At 64.5% G+C, this 17607-nt stretch carries 12 protein-coding genes; 4 read left to right on the plus strand and 8 right to left on the minus strand.

Translation table 11 applies throughout. The features are described from left to right. Positions 1–213 precede the first annotated feature (213 nt). Positions 214–1485 carry a fumarylacetoacetase gene (fahA, locus tag ACEN9T_RS03260; protein WP_413706420.1) on the plus strand — a complete coding sequence of 424 codons (1272 nt, stop codon included), beginning with the start codon at positions 214–216 and terminating at the stop codon, positions 1483–1485. 39 nt (positions 1486–1524) lie between these two features. On the opposite strand, the gene ACEN9T_RS03265 is transcribed toward fahA, so the two are convergent. Beyond that, on the minus strand, positions 1525–2163 hold the full coding sequence (locus ACEN9T_RS03265; RefSeq protein ID WP_092971369.1) for an FMN-binding negative transcriptional regulator: 639 nt from the start codon (positions 2161–2163) through the stop codon (positions 1525–1527). A gap of 104 nt (positions 2164–2267) precedes the next feature. After that, positions 2268–3425 carry an acyl-CoA dehydrogenase family protein gene (locus ACEN9T_RS03270; RefSeq protein WP_092971275.1) on the minus strand — a complete coding sequence of 386 codons (1158 nt, stop codon included), beginning with the start codon at positions 3423–3425 and terminating at the stop codon, positions 2268–2270. 113 nt (positions 3426–3538) lie between these two features. On the opposite strand from ACEN9T_RS03270, the gene ACEN9T_RS03275 reads away from it, so the two are divergent. Beyond that, positions 3539–4459: a LysR family transcriptional regulator gene (locus ACEN9T_RS03275; RefSeq protein ID WP_092971274.1), complete on the plus strand. Its 921-nt coding sequence runs from the start codon at positions 3539–3541 to the stop codon at positions 4457–4459. Here ACEN9T_RS03275 and ACEN9T_RS03280 read toward each other — a convergent pair whose 3' ends face one another. Then, a complete protein-coding gene (locus ACEN9T_RS03280) occupies positions 4460–5377 on the minus strand; it encodes a LysR family transcriptional regulator (RefSeq protein WP_027680114.1) in 918 nt (305 codons plus the stop codon). A gap of 124 nt (positions 5378–5501) precedes the next feature. Between ACEN9T_RS03280 and metE the strand changes: the two genes are divergently transcribed. Further along, a complete protein-coding gene (metE, locus tag ACEN9T_RS03285; protein ID WP_413706421.1) occupies positions 5502–7823 on the plus strand; it encodes a 5-methyltetrahydropteroyltriglutamate--homocysteine S-methyltransferase in 2322 nt (773 codons plus the stop codon). A 618-nt stretch (positions 7824–8441) separates the two neighbouring features. Further along, positions 8442–10319: an ankyrin repeat domain-containing protein gene (locus ACEN9T_RS03290; RefSeq protein WP_413706422.1), complete on the plus strand. Its 1878-nt coding sequence runs from the start codon at positions 8442–8444 to the stop codon at positions 10317–10319. A 54-nt stretch (positions 10320–10373) separates the two neighbouring features. On the opposite strand, the gene ACEN9T_RS03295 is transcribed toward ACEN9T_RS03290, so the two are convergent. From ACEN9T_RS03295 to yddG, 5 genes are all read right to left on the minus strand, one after another. After that, on the minus strand, positions 10374–13469 hold the full coding sequence (locus ACEN9T_RS03295; RefSeq protein WP_092971271.1) for an efflux RND transporter permease subunit: 3096 nt from the start codon (positions 13467–13469) through the stop codon (positions 10374–10376). Continuing rightward, entirely contained in the window at positions 13466–14617 is a 1152-nt protein-coding gene (locus tag ACEN9T_RS03300) for an efflux RND transporter periplasmic adaptor subunit (RefSeq protein ID WP_092971270.1), read from the minus strand. The genes ACEN9T_RS03295 and ACEN9T_RS03300 overlap by 4 nt, the downstream gene beginning before the upstream one ends. After that, positions 14614–16173 (minus strand): efflux transporter outer membrane subunit, encoded by a 1560-nt coding sequence (locus ACEN9T_RS03305; RefSeq protein WP_413706423.1) that lies wholly within the window; start codon positions 16171–16173, stop codon positions 14614–14616. Before ACEN9T_RS03305 ends, ACEN9T_RS03300 begins: the two co-directional genes overlap by 4 nt. 141 nt (positions 16174–16314) lie before the next feature. Continuing rightward, a complete protein-coding gene (locus tag ACEN9T_RS03310) occupies positions 16315–16470 on the minus strand; it encodes a DUF3309 family protein (protein WP_004634893.1) in 156 nt (51 codons plus the stop codon). 172 nt (positions 16471–16642) lie between these two features. Next, on the minus strand, positions 16643–17563 hold the full coding sequence (gene yddG / locus ACEN9T_RS03315; RefSeq protein WP_413706424.1) for an aromatic amino acid DMT transporter YddG: 921 nt from the start codon (positions 17561–17563) through the stop codon (positions 16643–16645). Positions 17564–17607 lie beyond the last annotated feature (44 nt).

A 17607-nucleotide genomic window follows, 5' to 3' on the forward strand; every position in this document is an offset into this window, starting at 1 on the left:
GAAGGACCGCTGTCTGAGCGCAGCGAGTTTCGGTCCTTCTCCGCCCGGTTACGGAAATTCAAGGAGTCTTTCGCCATCTCGGGCGCGCCTTTCTTTGCTTACTTTCTTTGGCAAGACAAAGAAAGTGAGTCGGCCCCGGCAGGGGACGAAGCGCAGGATGCACCAGCAACGTCAAGCAATAACCGACTCAACAAACAAACCACCGCCCCCATCATGACCGCCCGACAACTAAGCTGGCTGGAATCCGCCAACACCCCCGACACCCATTTCCCCCTGGAAAACCTGCCCTTCGGCATCTTCTCCACCAAGGAAAACCCGTCGCCACGCGCAGGTGTGGCACTGGGCGATCAGGTCATCGATCTCGGCGCCCTGGATGACGCCGGCCTGCTCCCCGCAGCAACACGCGGCGCGTTCCGCACCGGCAAGCTCAACACCTTCATCGCCCTCGGCAAGCCCATCTGGGCGGAAACGCGCAAGAAGCTGCAAGCGCTGTTCAGCGTGGCCGACACGCACGTGCGCGACAACGCCACGCTGCACGCTCGCGCGCTGGTGCCGCAAGTGCATGCCGTGATGCACCTGCCCATCGACATCCCCGGCTATACGGATTTCTATTCGTCGCGCGAGCACGCCACCAACGTCGGCCGCATGTTCCGCGATCCCGAGAACGCGCTGCTGCCCAACTGGCTGGAAATCCCGATCGGCTACAACGGCCGCGCCAGCTCCGTGGTGGTGAGCGGCACACCGCTGCACCGCCCGATGGGCCAGATCAAGCTGCCCGATCAGCCGCGCCCGATCTTCACGGCCTGCCGCAAGCTGGACTACGAACTCGAGATGGCCTTTGTGGTCGGCAAACCGAGCGCGCTCGGCGAGCCGGTTTCTGTCGACGCGGCACCGGACCATATGTTCGGCGTCGTGCTCCTCAACGACTGGAGCGCGCGCGACATTCAGCAATGGGAATACGTGCCGCTCGGCCCGTTCAACTCGAAGGGCTTCGGCACATCGATCTCGCCGTGGATCGTGACGATGGAGGCGCTGGAGCCGTTCCGCGTGGCCAACCCGGCGCAATCGCCTGAGCCGCTGGAATACCTGCGCCAGAGCCGCCCTAACGCTTACGACATCGCCCTCGAAACTGCGCTGCGGCCCCACGGCGGCGAGCGCACCACCATCGCCCGCACAAACTTCCGCGCGATGTACTGGACGATGGCGCAGCAGCTCGCGCACCACACCGTATCCGGCTGCAACGTGCGCGTGGGCGATCTGATGGGCTCGGGCACCATCAGCGGGACGACGCCGGATTCCTACGGCAGCCTGCTGGAGCTGACCGTCAACGGCAAGCAGCCGCTGGACCTCGGCAACGGCACCACGCGCGCCTTCTTAGAAGACGGCGACGAAGTCACCATGACCGGCTGGTGCCAGGGCGATGGCTATCGCGTGGGCTTTGGGGAAGTGCGCGGCGAGATTCTGCCGGCGCGCAGTGTGAAGTAATGCGGTGTGGAGCGACGGATTAACAGTCCGCCGCTCCCATCATTCCGTCTTTGCAGCCAGCGCAGCGAGCATCGCGTCGCCAATGACATGCGCGCCGTTGGCCTTGAGCGCCTCGCCCGCGCCGCGTGCATCGCGCGCTTCCCGGTTCTGGCCGAGCTTGAGCTTGCCCTCAAGGCGCGTGATCTCGATCTCGATGCCCACGATCATCTTCAACAAGTCATCGATGTAGTCGGCCGGGGCGTCGGACATCTTCCACGGCGTGGGTTGCGATGCCTCATGTGTGCGCGTCAGGCGTGCCAGCACGCCGCGCACAAAACGCTCGTCGTCACGCACGGTGATACGACCATGCGCATGCACGACGCGGTAGTTCCATGTCGGCACCTGCCGGTGGGCTTCGTGCTTGCTCGGATACCACGTTGGCGAGATATACGCATCGCCCGCTCGGAAGATGACCAGCACCTCGTCGCCATTTTCCACGTCTTTCCAGACCGGATTGGCGCGTGCCACGTGGGCATGCAGCGCACCAAGGTTGCCCTCTTCCGGCAGCAGCAAAAACGGAATGTGGTTTGCGTCCAGCCCATGCTCGCCATGCGTGACGAGCGTCCCGAACGGGTTCTGCGCGATCAGGTCGTGCAGCGCGTCAGGGCGCGATTCTTCAAAGTGGGCGGGAACGTACATGGCAACTCCGGCAGCAACCGTGCAATCGAACAGGAATGCGCCCATTCTGAACCAGAACGTGGCTCCAAAACAGAGCCATATCCTGGAAGATTGTTAGAGCCAGCCTAGTCGCGCAGCAGGTTCTTGGCGATGATGAGCTGCTGGATCTGCGTAGTGCCCTCGTACAGACGCAGCAGGCGCACATCGCGGTAGAAACGCTCGGCCTTGTATTCGGCGATGTAGCCCGCGCCACCGTGAATCTGTACAGCACGGTCCGCCACGCGGCCGACCATCTCCGTGCAGAACATCTTGGTGCACGAGGCCAGCATGCTGACTTCGTGGTCCTGTTTGCCGACGGGCTTGGCGTCGTACCGGCGCGCGCAATCCCGCACCATCGACATGCCGGCGTACAGCTCTGCCTGGCTGTCGGCCAGCATGGCCTGGATCAATTGAAAGTCTGCGATGGGCTGTCCGAACTGCTTGCGCTCCTTGGCATAGGCCACCGCGTCGGTCATCAGCCGGTGCGCCATGCCGCATGCCAGCGCCGAGATATGCAGGCGGCCGCGGTCCAGCACCTTCATCGCCGTCTTGAAGCCCTGCCCTGCCACGCCGCCAATGATGTTGGCTGCCGGCACGCGCACGTTATCGAGCATCACATCACACGTCTTGGTGCCACGCTGCCCCATCTTCTTGTCGGGCTTGCCGAGCGTGATGCCCGGCGTGTCGGCCGGCACGATAAAGGCTGAGATGCCGCCCGCGCCTTCGTCGCCCGTGCGCGCCATCAGCGTAAATGCCCCGGCACGCGGCGCGTTGGTGATGAAACGCTTGGTCCCGTTGATGACGTAGTGATCGCCTTCCAGCGTGGCGCGCGTCTGCAGCGATGCAGCATCCGACCCCGCGTTCGGTTCCGTGAGTGCAAACGAGATGATGAGCTCGCCGCTGGCAATGCGCGGCAGGTAGTTGGCCTTTTGCGCATCGGTGCCGTCCATCAGGATGCCCTGCGAGCCGATGCCGACGTTGGTGCCAAACACCGAGCGGAAAGCCAGCGCCGTGTGCCCGAGGTCGTACGCCACCTCGCATTCCTGCGCCATCGCCAGGCCAATCCCGCCGTGCTCTTCCGGAATCGACAGGCCGAAGAGGCCCATCTCTTTCATGTCGGCAACGATGTCGGCGGGCACGTCATCCTCTTCCTCGAGAATGTTTTCCGCCGGCACGAGCCGTTCCTGGATGAATCGCTGCACCGATTGCTGCAGCAGGCCGAAGGATTCGTCGTCGAGCGCCATGTCACCTGCTCCTGTGGGATATTCCGGGGGATGTTACCGGGTTGGCGTGTTTTGACAATCCGCGCCCGCATCAACAGAATGTCGAATTCAATTCACCAATCTGGCGGGCCGCCATGGATCTCAATGCGCTCAAGCTGTTCGTGGAAATCGTCGATGCGGGCAACCTGTCGGCGGCGGCACGCCGGCTGCAGACCACGCGCTCGAACGTGAGCCACCGGCTGAAGGCGTTTGAGCGCGCACTGGGCGTGCAATTGCTGCGCCGGACCACGCGCCGCGTGGAACCGACGGAGGTGGGTGCCGGCATCTACGAACACGGCCGCAGCATCCTGCGCGAAATGGCCGCCGCCGACGCGCTGGTCTCATCGCTCGGCAAATCACTGCAAGGCAGCGTGCGGCTGTCGGTGCCGACGGGGTTGGGGCATTTGCTGGTGTCGCCGCTGCTGGTGGCCTTCAAGCGTGCGTATCCGGATATCCGGCTGGATGTGCGGTTCGACAACCGGGTGTCCGACCTGATTGGCGAAGATGTGGATGTGGCGCTGCGCATCGTCTCGAACCCGCCGGAATCGCTCGTCGCCACGCTGCTCGATGAGGTTGACTGGGTGCTGTGCGCGGCGCCGGATTACCTGGCCGCGCATGGCATGCCAAAAACCCTCGACGCGCTGGGCGAACACACCATCGTCAGCGCGCCTGCGGTTGGGCAGCCGCTGCGGCTATCGGCGCAACTGGGCGATGAACGGACACTCGTGACGCTGGACCCGGGCGTCTCGTCCGACAACTACCTGTTCCTTCAAGCCGCCGTGCGTTCGGGCAATGGGCTCGGAATCCTGCCCTATTACGCCGCGGCTGATGATCTGCGCGACGGGCACGTCAAACGCGTGCTGCCGGGGTATCGGTTCAGCGTGTTTGGCAGCCGCCTTTACATGCTGGCGATGCCCAGCCGATACCGGACGCTCGCGACGCGGCACTTGCTGGACTTCCTGAAAGACGGTCTGCAAGGCAAGTTGCCGCGCCTGCCCCGCAAGGGGCACGCCTGATTACGCTTCCAGCGGCATCAAGCCCGGCAACTGCGCAAAGCAGATCGACTTGGCCGTCTCGATAAAGTCCTGCGCAAACGGCGCCTGCGCATAGTCGCGCGTCATGGCGGCGTAGAGATCGCTCCACAGGCCCTCCTTGCCGACACGCTTGGCCACCACGTATTCGTAATCGACGTAATTCTTGATGCCCCAGCTCGGCAGCGCGGCCAGCCCACGTCGGCTGGCGACGAGCTGCAGCACTGCGATGGTCAGTTCCGCCGTGCGGCGGTTGAATGCGATCCCGGCCGGCGTCAGGACCTGCCGGATCAGATCGATGCGCTCTTCGGGCACGGGGTACGTGATGAGCGTCTGGTCCGTAAAGTCCTTTGCTTCCAGCCACTTCTTGTTGCGCAACGCGTGGTCAACGGGCAGCACGGCGAGGATCTCGAAGCGGAACAGCGGCGCAAACACCACGCCGCGTCGCATCTTGGCATCGGAGCCAATGATGACGTCGGCACGGCCGTCCTTGAGCAGCGCCAGCGGATCGGTATGGAACCCCGACACAAGATCCATCTCGACCTCGGGCCAGCGCTGGCGGAAAGCGTCCATCACGGGCATCAGCCAGTCAAAGCAGGTGTGACATTCCAGCGCGATGCGCAGCGTGCCGGCCGCGCGGCCCTTGATGCGTTCAAGGTCGCGCTCGGCGGTCTGGATGTCGGCAACGACCTTTTGCGCGAGTTCAAGCATGCGCTCGCCCGCTTCGGTCAATTCCACCGTCTGGCCCTTGCGGCGCACGACGGCCAGCCCATAGTGCGACTCCAGCGCGCGCAACTGATGCGACAGCGCCGACTGCGTCAGGTGCAGCCGCTCGGCGGCGCGCGAGACGGAGCCACCGTCGGCCAGGGCGATCAGCGTGCGTAGGTGGCGGATTTCAAGCATGTTGGTGCGGCTTCCAATGTATGAATATGATTCAACTTTGGCGAAAATAATATCATTTGATTCATGATGTAGGGTCGCCGATCATCGCAGGACTGAAAAACGAATCGCCTCTCCTGCGACCACCATGACGACCATCCATACCCTCGGCTACCCGCGCATCGGCGCACAACGCGAGCTGAAGTTCGCCCTCGAATCGTTCTGGAAAGGCGCCTCGTCCGAAGATGACCTGCGCGCCACCGGCCGCGCTTTGCGCGAGCGCCACTGGACGGCACAGCGCGATGCCGGCCTCGATTTTGTGACCGTGGGCGATTTCGCCTGGTACGACCAGATGCTGCAGACGGCTGCGCTGCTCGGCGCCATTCCCACACGCTATGGCTTTGACGCCGCACAGCTGACGCTGGCGCAATCGTTCGTGCTCGCGCGCGGCAATGCCGACCATGCCGCCATGGAAATGACGAAGTGGTTCGACACGAATTACCACTACCTCGTGCCCGAACTCACGCCGGACCTGCACTTTGGACCCGGCACCCAATGGCTGTTCGACGAGGTGCGCGAAGCGCAGGCCGCCGGGCACCGCGTGAAGGTCGCCCTGATCGGGCCGGTGACGTTCCTGCATCTGGCTAAGGCCCGCAACGGCCTGACCGACAAGCTCACGCTACTGCCGCAAATCCTGCAGGCCTACACGGCCGTGCTCAAACGCCTGGCCGCACTGAATGTCGAATGGGTGCAGATTGACGAACCTGCGCTGGTGCTGGATCTGCCGCAAGCCTGGGTAGATGCATTCGGTCCCGCTTACCAGGCGCTGGCCGCCGCCAAGGGCCCGAAGCTGCTGCTTGCGACCTACTTTGAAGCCGCTTCCCACCACGCAGCGCTGATCAAGGCCTTGCCGGTCGATGGCGTGCATCTGGATCTGGTGCGTGCACCGGAACAGCTTGGCGCCTTCGCGCCGTGGCCTGCCGACAAGGTCCTCTCCATTGGTGTGGTGGATGGCCGCAACATCTGGCGTTCGAATCTGGCACGCGTGCTGGAAAGCGTGGCGCCGCTGGCCGAGGCCTTTGGCGATCGCCTGTGGGTGGCGCCGAGCTGCTCGCTGCTGCATGTGCCGGTGGATCTGTCTGCCGAAACCAAGCTCGACGACGAACTCAAGGGCTGGCTGGCCTTCGCGCGCCAGAAGCTGGACGAACTGGCGATCCTCAAGCTCGCGCTGGTCGAAGGCCCCGCTGCCGTGCAGAAGGCGCTCGATGACAACCGTGCCGCCATCGCCTCGCGTACCGAATCGCGCCGCGTGCACAACGCCAGCGTCAAGAAGCGCGTGGCCGCGATCCGCGCAGAAGATGCCGACCGCGCCGCGCCCTACGCTGCCCGCGCTGAAGCACAGCAAGCCCGCCTGAACCTGCCGCTGCTGCCGACCACCACCATCGGCTCGTTCCCGCAGACGGCCGAGATTCGCCAGGCACGCGCACAGCACAAGCGCGGCGAACTGCCCGCACTGGATTACCTGCAACGCATGCGGGCTGAGATCTCCGATGTCGTGCGCCGCCAGGAAGCCCTGGGCCTCGACATGCTCGTGCACGGAGAAGCCGAGCGCAACGACATGGTCGAATACTTCGGCGAGCTGCTGTGGGGCTACGCGTTCACCGCCAACGGCTGGGTGCAGAGCTACGGCTCGCGCTGCGTGAAGCCGCCCGTGATCTACGGCGACGTGTATCGCCCTGAAGCGATGACGGTCGAGTGGTCCAAATACGCGCAAAGCCTGACCGCCAAGCCGATGAAAGGCATGCTGACCGGCCCGGTGACGATGCTCCAGTGGTCGTTCGTGCGCGACGACCAGCCGCGCGAGCAGACCGCGCTGCAGATCGCCCTGGCCCTGCGCGACGAAGTGTGCGATCTGGAAGCCGCAGGCATTGCCGCCATCCAGATCGACGAGCCGGCTTTCCGCGAAGGCCTGCCGTTGCGCGCATCTGATGTGCCAGGCTACCTGGAATGGGCGGCGCGTGCGTTCCGCGTGTCGGCCTCCGGCGTGCGCAACGACACGCAGATCCACACGCACATGTGCTATTCGGAGTTCAACGACATCCTGCCAGCTATTGCGTCGATGGATGCCGACGTGATCACCATCGAGACGTCGCGCTCGAACATGGAACTGCTCGACGCGTTTGGCGAGTTTGCGTACCCCAACGAGATCGGCCCGGGCGTGTACGACATCCATTCGCCGCGCGTGCCGCGCGTGGAAGAGATGGAAGCGCTGCTCGACAAGGCGGCTCAAGTCGTGCCGGTGCAACGCCTGTGGGTGAACCCCGACTGCGGCCTGAAAACACGCGGCTGGCCGGAAGTGGAAGCGGCATTGCAAGGCATGGTGGAAGCCACGCGCCGCTTGCGTGCCAAACACGCAAACGCGGCACATGCTGGCAGCCAGCATGTTCACGCGGAAACCGCATCGGCCTGATTGTTGCGCGCCCCCAAAAGACGCCGGCTGGAGCCATCCAGCTGGCGTTTTTTTTTCGTCATCTCTTGCCACAACGTGCACCAGGTGCCACAGCGCTGTCGCAGCAGAGCGATTGTCAACCAACAAGGCAGCGTCGCTTCGCACACGCGCTCACCATTTCGCAACACGGTACGCGGCTGACACGTGCAGAAAACAATATTGAATCCAGTGATTCGTGTTTTCTAATATCGATGGGACGATCCCATGAAAAGCCCGGTCTCTCTTGTTCGCACTTGGCTCGGTTCGTCCGCGCCTACAAACCGCGTGGCCGATGCCCGGCAGATGCCGGAGCAGACGAGCAGCAGCACGGGGCGTAGCCCTCGCAAAGTTGCGCCTCAACTCAGCCGGCTGCCCGCACGCAAGCACACTGGAACACTGCCTGCCATTAGTGCCGCTTCCACAAGCAGCCCCAAAGCCGCTGGGCGCACGTCCGCCGACCCGGAACTGCACGACGCCATCAAGGCGATTCGCTCCGGCGCGCAGTGGTCGCCAAGCACGAGCCGCCGGGAAGCGGCGTCCGCAACGTCGCCAAAGAATACTGGCGCTGCACCGTCGATTCCATCTGGTGACGGCTGGGGGATGACCTTTCTGCACCAGGCCGAGCATCGCGCAGAGGTGCTCGACATGGTGTGGCAGCACGATTTTTCATCTGAGCGGCTCGACGAGATTCTCGCCAAGCATCCCGACCTCGTGAATGCCGTTGACCACCATGGCGACCCGCTGCTCGTGAGCGCGCTGGGTTGTGACAACTTCAGGTTGGCCAAGGCGCTGGTCGCGCACGGCGCGAATATCAACGCACAGGACGGCGTGGGCAATACGCCGCTGCATACCGTGGCAGGACGCGACACGGCGCTCTTGGAGCAATTGCTCGAAGCCGGTGCCGACGTGCACGCGACCAACAATCAGGGCGCAACGCCGCTTTTTAACGCCCGCTCTGCGCATGCCGTCGATCTGCTCGTCCGTGCGGGCGCGCCAATCGATGCCCGCGACGCGCGCGGCAATACGGCCGTCATGCGGCTCGCCCAGGCTGCGAACAAAGACACGGTGCTTGCCATGCTGGCGCATAACCCTGATTTGCGCACCCCGAACGGAGCGGGCCGCACATTCGCGCGCGTGTTGACGATGCGATTTGGCGGATCGCCAGACACCATCCCCAAGACGGGCGTGGCGGCCAAGGCGTTTCTGGAACTTGCCAAACGCGAGACCTTGGTCGGCAACCTTCGTGACAGAACGCCCCTGCCCACCGATGCAGCAGCGGCCAATACGCGGCGCGTAGGGCCGTCTGCGACCCCGTTGGCTGAGTTGCGGGCGGAGCCCGAACTCCGGTTGTCGCCAGCGACAGCACGCACGGCCAAGCCTGCAATCAACACGCTGAAATCGGGGCACAAGATCAACCTCGTCCACGACGCGCTGCGCACGTTCGACGAATTGCCAGATCGGGATGCCAGCGCGCTTTCCGAGGCCTTGGGATTCGGCGCCCTGTCGTCGGAAGATGTAAACGTGCGCGCCCAGCAGCGGGCCGCCATACGCGAGACGTTTTCGAAGTTTGCCAAGGAAATCGGCGGCAACTTCGCGAATTACGGCCTTTCAGCGCTGGAGCATCCCGCCCTGTCTGGAGCCCTGACAGAGGGCGAGCACGCCGAACTGGTCAAGGCCATGAGAATCGCCCACATCAGTGTTGCGCTGGAGCCTGCTTCCGCCAACGATGCTGAAGGGCCGCAACGCATACGCATGTTCTTCGGCGGCACGCAAAACTTCCGGGATGTGCGCCAAGACATCAGCAGCGCCTTCGGCCGGATTGGCGATGTTGACCGTGCGACCAAGCGGGCGGGCGAGTTGTTCGCAAAGATCCTGTCCCGGCCCAACCATGTCGAACTCGATTTCATTTCTGGCGCGTCAATGGGCGGCGCCATGGCACAAAGCTTCCGTGCGACGGTCGAGAGCCGTGTTCTGCTGCCCAAGCAGCCGTCCATGATCTTGATGGACCCGCAACTGCTGAACAACAACCAGGGTCGTCGCGCCACCAAGGGCGGCCCGCTCGATGTCGATTACGGCAAGCCCCGTGGCGTGGCGCTCACGCTGGACTATGCCCGGGCGCCACATCGCGGGCTGATGGGCGTCATGAAGGGCCCGGGCGGGTACCGATATCCAGGGCTCGTACAACTCAAACTTGGCTTGACGGACACTGACGGGCACAACGGCAAACGCCCGCAAACCAGCGGCCCGCCCGGACTCGGCTATCACGCAGACGCAACGCAGTTTGCTGCCGCGCTCTCGCGCTTCTCGGTAGATCACGAGAATGCAGTCATGGACAACCCCGCATTTGACGCAGTGCGCGCGCCGCGCTGGGCGCGACAGCAAGGTCCAGTGCTGACCTCCGCGACGCTACCCGCCGTAGCACGTCGAGGCCGCCGCCCCATGGAATCGATTGCCGAAGACGGCGACGCTTCCGTGTAGCGCCTCGGAAGCGGCCGCTTCGCCGGCCTCCGTGAGGCCGGGGCGACGCCACCGTTATCGCTGCTCCTGCTGCGGTACAGGCTCAGCGCTGTGCCCGTGATGGCGCACGCCACGGAACTTGCGCAGCGTCCACTCCTTGAAGTCATCCACCTTTTCGAACACCACCGGCACCACCAGCAGGCTCAGCAGCGTGGAAGTCAGCAGGCCGCCGATCACCGCCACGGCCATCGGCGCCCGGAAACCCGCATCGCCCTCCAGACCGAGCGCCATTGGTACCATGCCGGCCGTCATGGCCACCGTGGTCATGACGATGGGGCGTGCGCGCTTGTGGCATGCATCGATGATGGCCTCGGTGCGAGACATGCCAAGATCACGCCGCGCGACGATGGCGTATTCCACCAGCAGGATCGAGTTTTTGGTCACGATGCCCATCAGCATCAGCAAGCCGATCAACGCCGGCAGCGACAAGCTGAAGCCGAACAGCGCCAAAAGCCCGAACGCTCCACCCACCGACAACGGCAGCGCCGCCAGGATGGTCACCGGCTGCGTGAAGTCGTGGAACAGCAGCACCAGCACGGCATACACGCACAGCACCCCCGCGAACATGGCGAGGAAGAAACTGCTGAACAGCTCCTGCATGCCCTCCACGTCCCCCGAGGCAATGCGGCGCACGCCCGGCGGCAAGTTCTTGATGGACGGCAGCGCCTCCACCGCCATGTTGGTGTCGCCAAGCGCGCGCCCCTCCAGGCCGACGCTGATGGTGACGTTGCGGCTGCGGTCATAGCGGTCAATCTGCGCGGGGCCGCTGCCGATGGAAATATCGGCGATGTTTTCCAGCGGCACCGCGCCGTTGCGGCCCGGCACGCGCAACTGGCGAATCGTATCGATCTGGTTGCGCGCCTTCGGATCGAGTTCAACGCGGATGTACACCTGCCGCTCCGGCAGGTTCAGCTTGGGCAGGTTGACGTCGTAGTCGCCGGCGGTGGCCACGCGCACGGCCTGGCCGATGGCGGCGGCTGTCACACCTTGCTGTGCCGCGCGCGCAAAGTCCGGGCGGATGACGATTTCGGGCCGGAGCAGACTCGCCGACGATGTGACCGCGCCGAGCCCCGGCACGGTACGCAGATCGCGCATCACATCGCGCGCGGCCTGCTGAAGCGTGGCGGGGTCGTCGCCGGTCAGCACCACCTGGAGTTGCTCGCCAGAGCCCACCGCGCCGAACGAGATCCGCACGCCCGGCACGCCTTCCAGCATTTCGCGCAACTGGCGCTGGACGTCCTGCTGCTTGACGTGCCGATCATGCCGGTCGGTCAGCGAGATCGTGAGCGTGCCGTTGCGCACCTCGCCGCCGCTGGAACCTGGCACACCAGCCATCACGCCCGAGCCGATGGCGGTATAGACGTGACGGACTTCCTTGTGCTGCATCACGATCTTGCGCACGCGCTCGGTGTTGTCGCGGGTCTGGGCGATGGTGCTGCCGGGCGGGCTTTCCACCGTCATCTGCAGCTGCGCCCAGTCTTCGGGCGGCAGGAACGTTGCCGGGATCAGTCCGATGATGGCGACCGACACAGCGAAGAACGCCGCTGCCATACCGCCCGTTTTCCAGGGGTGCACGAGACACCAGCGTGCCGCCTGCAGATAGCGCGTCATGATCCAGCCGTCGCGGTTGGGTTCATCCTGCGGCTTGAGCATGTAGGCCGCCATCATGGGGGTGAGCAGCCGCGCCACCAGCAACGAGGCCAGCACCGCCAGCGATGCCGTCCAGCCGAACTGCTTGAAGAACTTGCCCGAGATGCCGCCCATGAACGCCGTCGGCAGAAACACCGCCACCAGCGTGAGCGATGTCGCCACCACGGCCAGGCCAATTTCCTGCGCGGCTTCCATGGCGGCTTCCAGCGGCTTCTTGCCATTGCGCAGGTGGCGCACGATGTTCTCCACCTCCACGATGGCATCGTCGACGAGAATCCCGACCACCAGCGTGAGGGCCAGCAGCGTGATCCCGTTGAGCGTGAAGTCGAGCAACTGCATGGCCGCGAACGTGGGAATGATCGACAGCGGCAGCGCCACGGCCGACACGAACGTGGCACGCCAATCGCGCAGGAACAGCCACACCACGATCACGGCCAGGATGGCGCCTTCGTACAGCGCGTGCATCGAGGCGGTGTATGCATCCGACACCGGCTTGACCATGTTGTAGACCTCGGTCACATGCACATTGGGCCGTTCGGCCTGCAATGCGGCCAGCGCGTCGCGCACACCCTTGGCCACCGAGATTTCGCTCGCACCGCGCGAGCGGAACACCTGGAAGCTGACGACGGGCTTGCCGTCGAACAGCGCCATCTGGCGGGGCTCCGCCGCGGTGTCGCGCACGTCTGCGACATCTGCAAGGCGAATGCGCCGGCCGTCCGACAACGGGATGTCCATCTGCGCCAGTTCGCGCGCGCTCTTCACGGTGCCCAGCGTGCGCACCGCCTGTTCCTGCCCGCCGACGTTGCCGCGCCCACCCGGCGCTTCCTGCTGCATGCCGCGCACTTGCGCGCTGATGTCCGCCGCCGAAACGTTCAATGCCTGCAAGCGTACGGGGTCGAGCTGGACGCGCACTTCGCGGTCCACGCCGCCCTGGCGCGTCACCTTGGCCACGCCATGCACCGACAGCAACCGCTTGTTGACCGTGTTGTCGACGAACCAGGAGAGGTCCTCCGCGTCCATGTCGCTTGCTTCCACGGCGTACGTCAGCACCGGGAGGCTTGCGAATGTCACGCGGGAGATGACCGGCTCCTGCACGTCAGATGGCAGCTGCGCACGGATACGGCTGACCGCATCGCGCACGTCGTTCACGGCTTCCTGCACATCCTTCTCAAGCTGGAACTCGACCATCGTGGTCGAGCTGCCGTCGTTGATGGTGGACGTGATGTGCTTGATCGCGCCGATGCTCGCAATGCTGTCTTCGATCTTGCGCGTGACCTCGGTTTCCATCTGCGTGGGCGTGGCGCCCGGCAGGCTAGCCGTCACGGATACGGCAGGAAAATCGATGTCCGGAAAGTTCTGGATCGACAACATCTTGAACGACACCAGCCCTGCCACCGTGATCAGGATGAACAGCAGGATCGAAGGGATCGGCTTGCGGATCGCCCAGGCAGAAAAGTTCATGGCTTGGCTCCGGCTGCGGGCGCCGATGCGGCGGGCGCGGAGGCTGTACCGCCAGCGGCCACACGCACCACATCGCCATCGCTCAGGAATGCTGCGCCGGCGGCGACCACGCCGTCCTTCGCGCCGATGCCCTGCACGATTTCGACTTGCCCGTCCTGGCGGCGGCCAGCTGTAACCTTGGTCTGGCGCACACGGCCTTGTTGGCCGATCACCATCACGTAGTCGTAGCCATCGCGTGAGAACACGGCGGTCTCCGGCACGGTCGCAGCCGGCGCATCGCCCAGCTGCACATCGCCCGAGAGATACATGCCGGCTTTCACGCCGGACGTTGCAGCTTCCGGCGGCAGATCGACATAGACGAGGCCATTGCGCGTGTTGGCGTCGACCGTGGGAGCGACCTGGCGCACGCGGCCGTTTACCACGCCGCCGTCCATGCGGCGCACGCGCGCGGCTTGGCCGGGCTGGATGCGGGGCAGGATGTCGCCGTGCATTTCGGCGCGCCATTCCAGGCGATTCTTGCGGATGAGCTTGAAGAGTTCGGTGCCGGATGACACCACAGCGCCCACGGTGGCCGTGCGTGCGCTGATCACGCCGTCGTCGGGTGCGACCACACGCGTGTAGCGCAAGCGCAATTGCTGGCTCTCGAACTGCGCGCGTGCTGCGGCCAGCTTGGCAGCAGCCGTCTTGGCCTGCGTGTCGTACTGGATCAGATCCTGTTGGCTGATCGCACCGCTCTTGTCGAGTTCATGCGCGCGGTGCGCCTCGCCGGCGGCTTGCGCGGCCGATGCTTCGGCTTCGGCCAGGCTGGCGCGTTGCGCAGCCACATCGGCGCGCACGGTTTCATCCGATAGACGGGCAAGCAGTTGGCCTTGCTTCACCACATCGCCCACGTTGACGAGCACTTCCGCCAGCTTCAGCCCGCTCACCTCGGCGCCGATGCTGGCTTCCTGCCACGGCTGCACCGCACCGCTGGCCGTGGCGATGCGCGGCCACACCTGCTGCGCGAGGTGCGCGACGTTGACGGCCAGCGCCGGCTTGGCAGGCGTCTGCTCGTTCTTCTTGTTCTCGGGCGCAGATTTGCCGCACGCCGCCAACGCGCTGGCCAGCATCACGGCCAGCGCGGCCATCCAAACTCGTTGTCCTGTCATGAAGCGCTTCCGGTATGCGTCCGGCCCTGAGCGGTCGGCGCAGTGGTCTTGTTATCGGGATGAGGATTGGGCGCATCGTCGCGCCAGCCGCCGCCCACGGCCTTGTACAGCGCCACCCAGGCTTGCGCGCGTTCAAGCTTGACCGCCGCCAGAGACTGCGAAGCCTGCAACGCAGTGCGTCGCACGTCTTCCAACTGAAGCAGGCTGCCCGCGCCCAGACGATAGCGGGCGTTGGACGCTTCCAGCACCTTTGCGTATTGGGCGTCGGCCATGGTGGCTGCGTCGACACGTCGGTCGGAAGCGTCCAGGCGCACCAGCGCATCCTCCACTTCCTGCACAGCCTGACGCACCTTGCTGCGGTAGCTGGCCAGCGCCTGGTCGTAACGGGCGCGTGCTGTTTCCACTCGCGCCGCACCCGAGCCACCGTCAAAGATCGGCAACGACACCGATGGCCCGAACGACCAAGACTTGGTCGTCAGCGATTGCCCGCCAAGGCGGTACGAATTGATGCCGATGGAGCCCGCCAGCGTGATCGACGGCAATCGGCTCGCCACCGCCACCCCGATATCGGCGCTTGCCCCCGCCACCGCGCGCTCGGCCGACGACACATCCGGCCGTTGCGACAGCACCTGCGCCGGTACATCGGGCACGCCGGCATCGGGCGGAGCTGGAATCTGCGCGCTGGCCTTGGATAGCAGCCCGTTCAGCGCATCGTGGTCCATGCCGGTGAGCGTGACGAGCTTGTCGATGCCCTGCGCACATTGCGCACGCTGGCCTTCCAGCGCATTGACGGCATCCCCCACCGTGGCCTGCGCTTGCGCAAAATCAGCCGGCGCGACAAAGCCAGCGCGGAATTTGCGTTCGGTCAGTTGCAGCGTTTCCTGTCGGGACGACAACGTTGCCGCGCCGATGTCGACCAGCGCCTCACACTCGCGTTGCTGCAAATAAGCATTGGCAACCTCGGCGGCGAGCGACACCCGCGCGTCGTGCCAATCGGCTTCGCTGGCAGTCAGGCGCGCATCGGCGCCTTCCAGGCTGCGGCGTTTGCCGCCGAAGAGATCGATCTCCCACGACGCGTCGGCCTGCGCCGCCAAAGTGGTGATCGTACCCAGGCCCAGCGTGGGACTCAGCGCACCGGCAGACAGCCCGCCCGTGCCGCCGGCAAACTGGTTACCACCAAACCCGCCCTGCCGCGTGGCAGAGCCGGAACCTTTCAGTTGCGGGAACAGCGCCGCCCGGCTGGCGGAAGCGCTCGCCCGCGCCTCGCGCACGCGGCCGACGGCCTGCGCGATTGTCGGGCTGGTCGCATCCGCTTGCTCCACCAGTTGTGTCAGCACCGGGTCGTGAAATTGCTCCCACCAGTGCGCCAGCGCCATGCGGTTGCCGTGGTGCGGCAGCGTGGCGTGCCAGCCTTGCGGCGCTTCGGGGCCGCTCAGGGGCGGCGTGTGGTAATCGGGCCCGACCGCGCAGCCGGCCAACAGCAGGGCCAGCAACACCGGCGCGATTCGGGCGCGACCGCCGGGCGCGTGGACGCCGGCGTGTCGACCTGTCTTCATGGAAGTGTCCTTCGGGAACGCAGCTGGGATTATGCCCAGTCAAGCGTCTGCAAGACACTCGCCCCACTACGGTGCTCAGCCAACCCTCGGAAACCGGTCAGGCGATGCTCAGAACCATGCGTGCATCGGCGTTGGCTGGCGTCAGATATAGCCCAGCAGCACGAGAATGACCACGATCACCACAATCAGCCCGAGGCCGCCCGTCGGCCCGTAGCCCCAGCCCCGGCTGTACGGCCAAGACGGCAGCGCGCCGATCAGCAGCAAGATGAGAACGATGATGAGAATGGTGCTCAACATGATGCCTCCTGTTTCTGTGTTGGTATGCCGCCGTTCCCTCGTGGCGCAGCGGCTTACCCGGCATCTAGCACGCCTCGTTCCCGTGCTGGCTATATCTGCGGTTTTTCTTAAATCTTGGCGGTTAATTGCGAATATTAAATACCGCGGATGTGTGGGTGTGCCCGTTCTTATGTCAGGCCGAAGACTTGGGCGAAGACAACGTCTTTGCCCGACCCCCACGCGTCGCAAGCCAGCACAGGATCGACCCCGCAACCACCATCAGTGCGCCCTTCCAGAACGCAAACGACAGCGGGGCATGCAACAACACAGCGGCCAGGGCAGCAGAAAACACAGGGATGAAATATGACGCGGTCGCCAACACCGTGACATTGCCGTGCAGGATGCCGACATTCCAGGCCGCGTAGCCGAAGCCCATTGCTGACGCGGCCAACGCGAGATAAATCATCGCCGACACGCTGAAATGCATTGCACCGCCACCCGTGGCGAAAAACTTGATCCACAGGGCCAGCGCCGTCAGGATGAAGAACAGCGTTGCGCCATTCTTGCCCTCGGCAATCCGGCTGGTGACCGTGCAATACGCCGCCCAGATCACCGCGCCTGCGAATGCCAATCCGTAACTGAGCGGGTTGTCTTTGATGTTCTCGGCCATGCCGGCGATATCGAACCCTTGATCACCGCCAAGCACGAAGCAAATCCCGATGATGGAAACAAGGACACCCGGCATGATCAGGGCATTCGCCCGCTGCTTGTTGAAGGCAATCGCAGACAGCATCGTGAACGTCGGCCACAGGTAATTGACCATCCCGACTTCGATTGCTTGCCGCCCGCTGTTGGCATAGCCGATCGACAGCGAGAGGCACAGCTCATACGACACGAACAGCAGGCTGCCCCACACCAGATAGCGCCGCGGAAACGTCTTCAAATGATGGAAGCCGACAGTCAATACGAGCAGCATCGACGCGACGGTATAGATCATGGCAGCGCCACCTACGGCCCCCAGATGCTGGCTCACGCCCCGGATCAACCCGACGATCGAACTCCATAGCAGCACCGCGATAAGCCCGATGACGGTTGCCCTACTTTTGCTTTGCATAACGCCTGCCTGCACTGACATGTCCATCCAAAAAAACCGTTTGT

Origin of the sequence: Ralstonia sp. Ralssp110 (genome assembly GCF_047325135.1) — a bacterium.
GTDB lineage: Bacteria > Pseudomonadota > Gammaproteobacteria > Burkholderiales > Burkholderiaceae > Ralstonia > Ralstonia mojiangensis.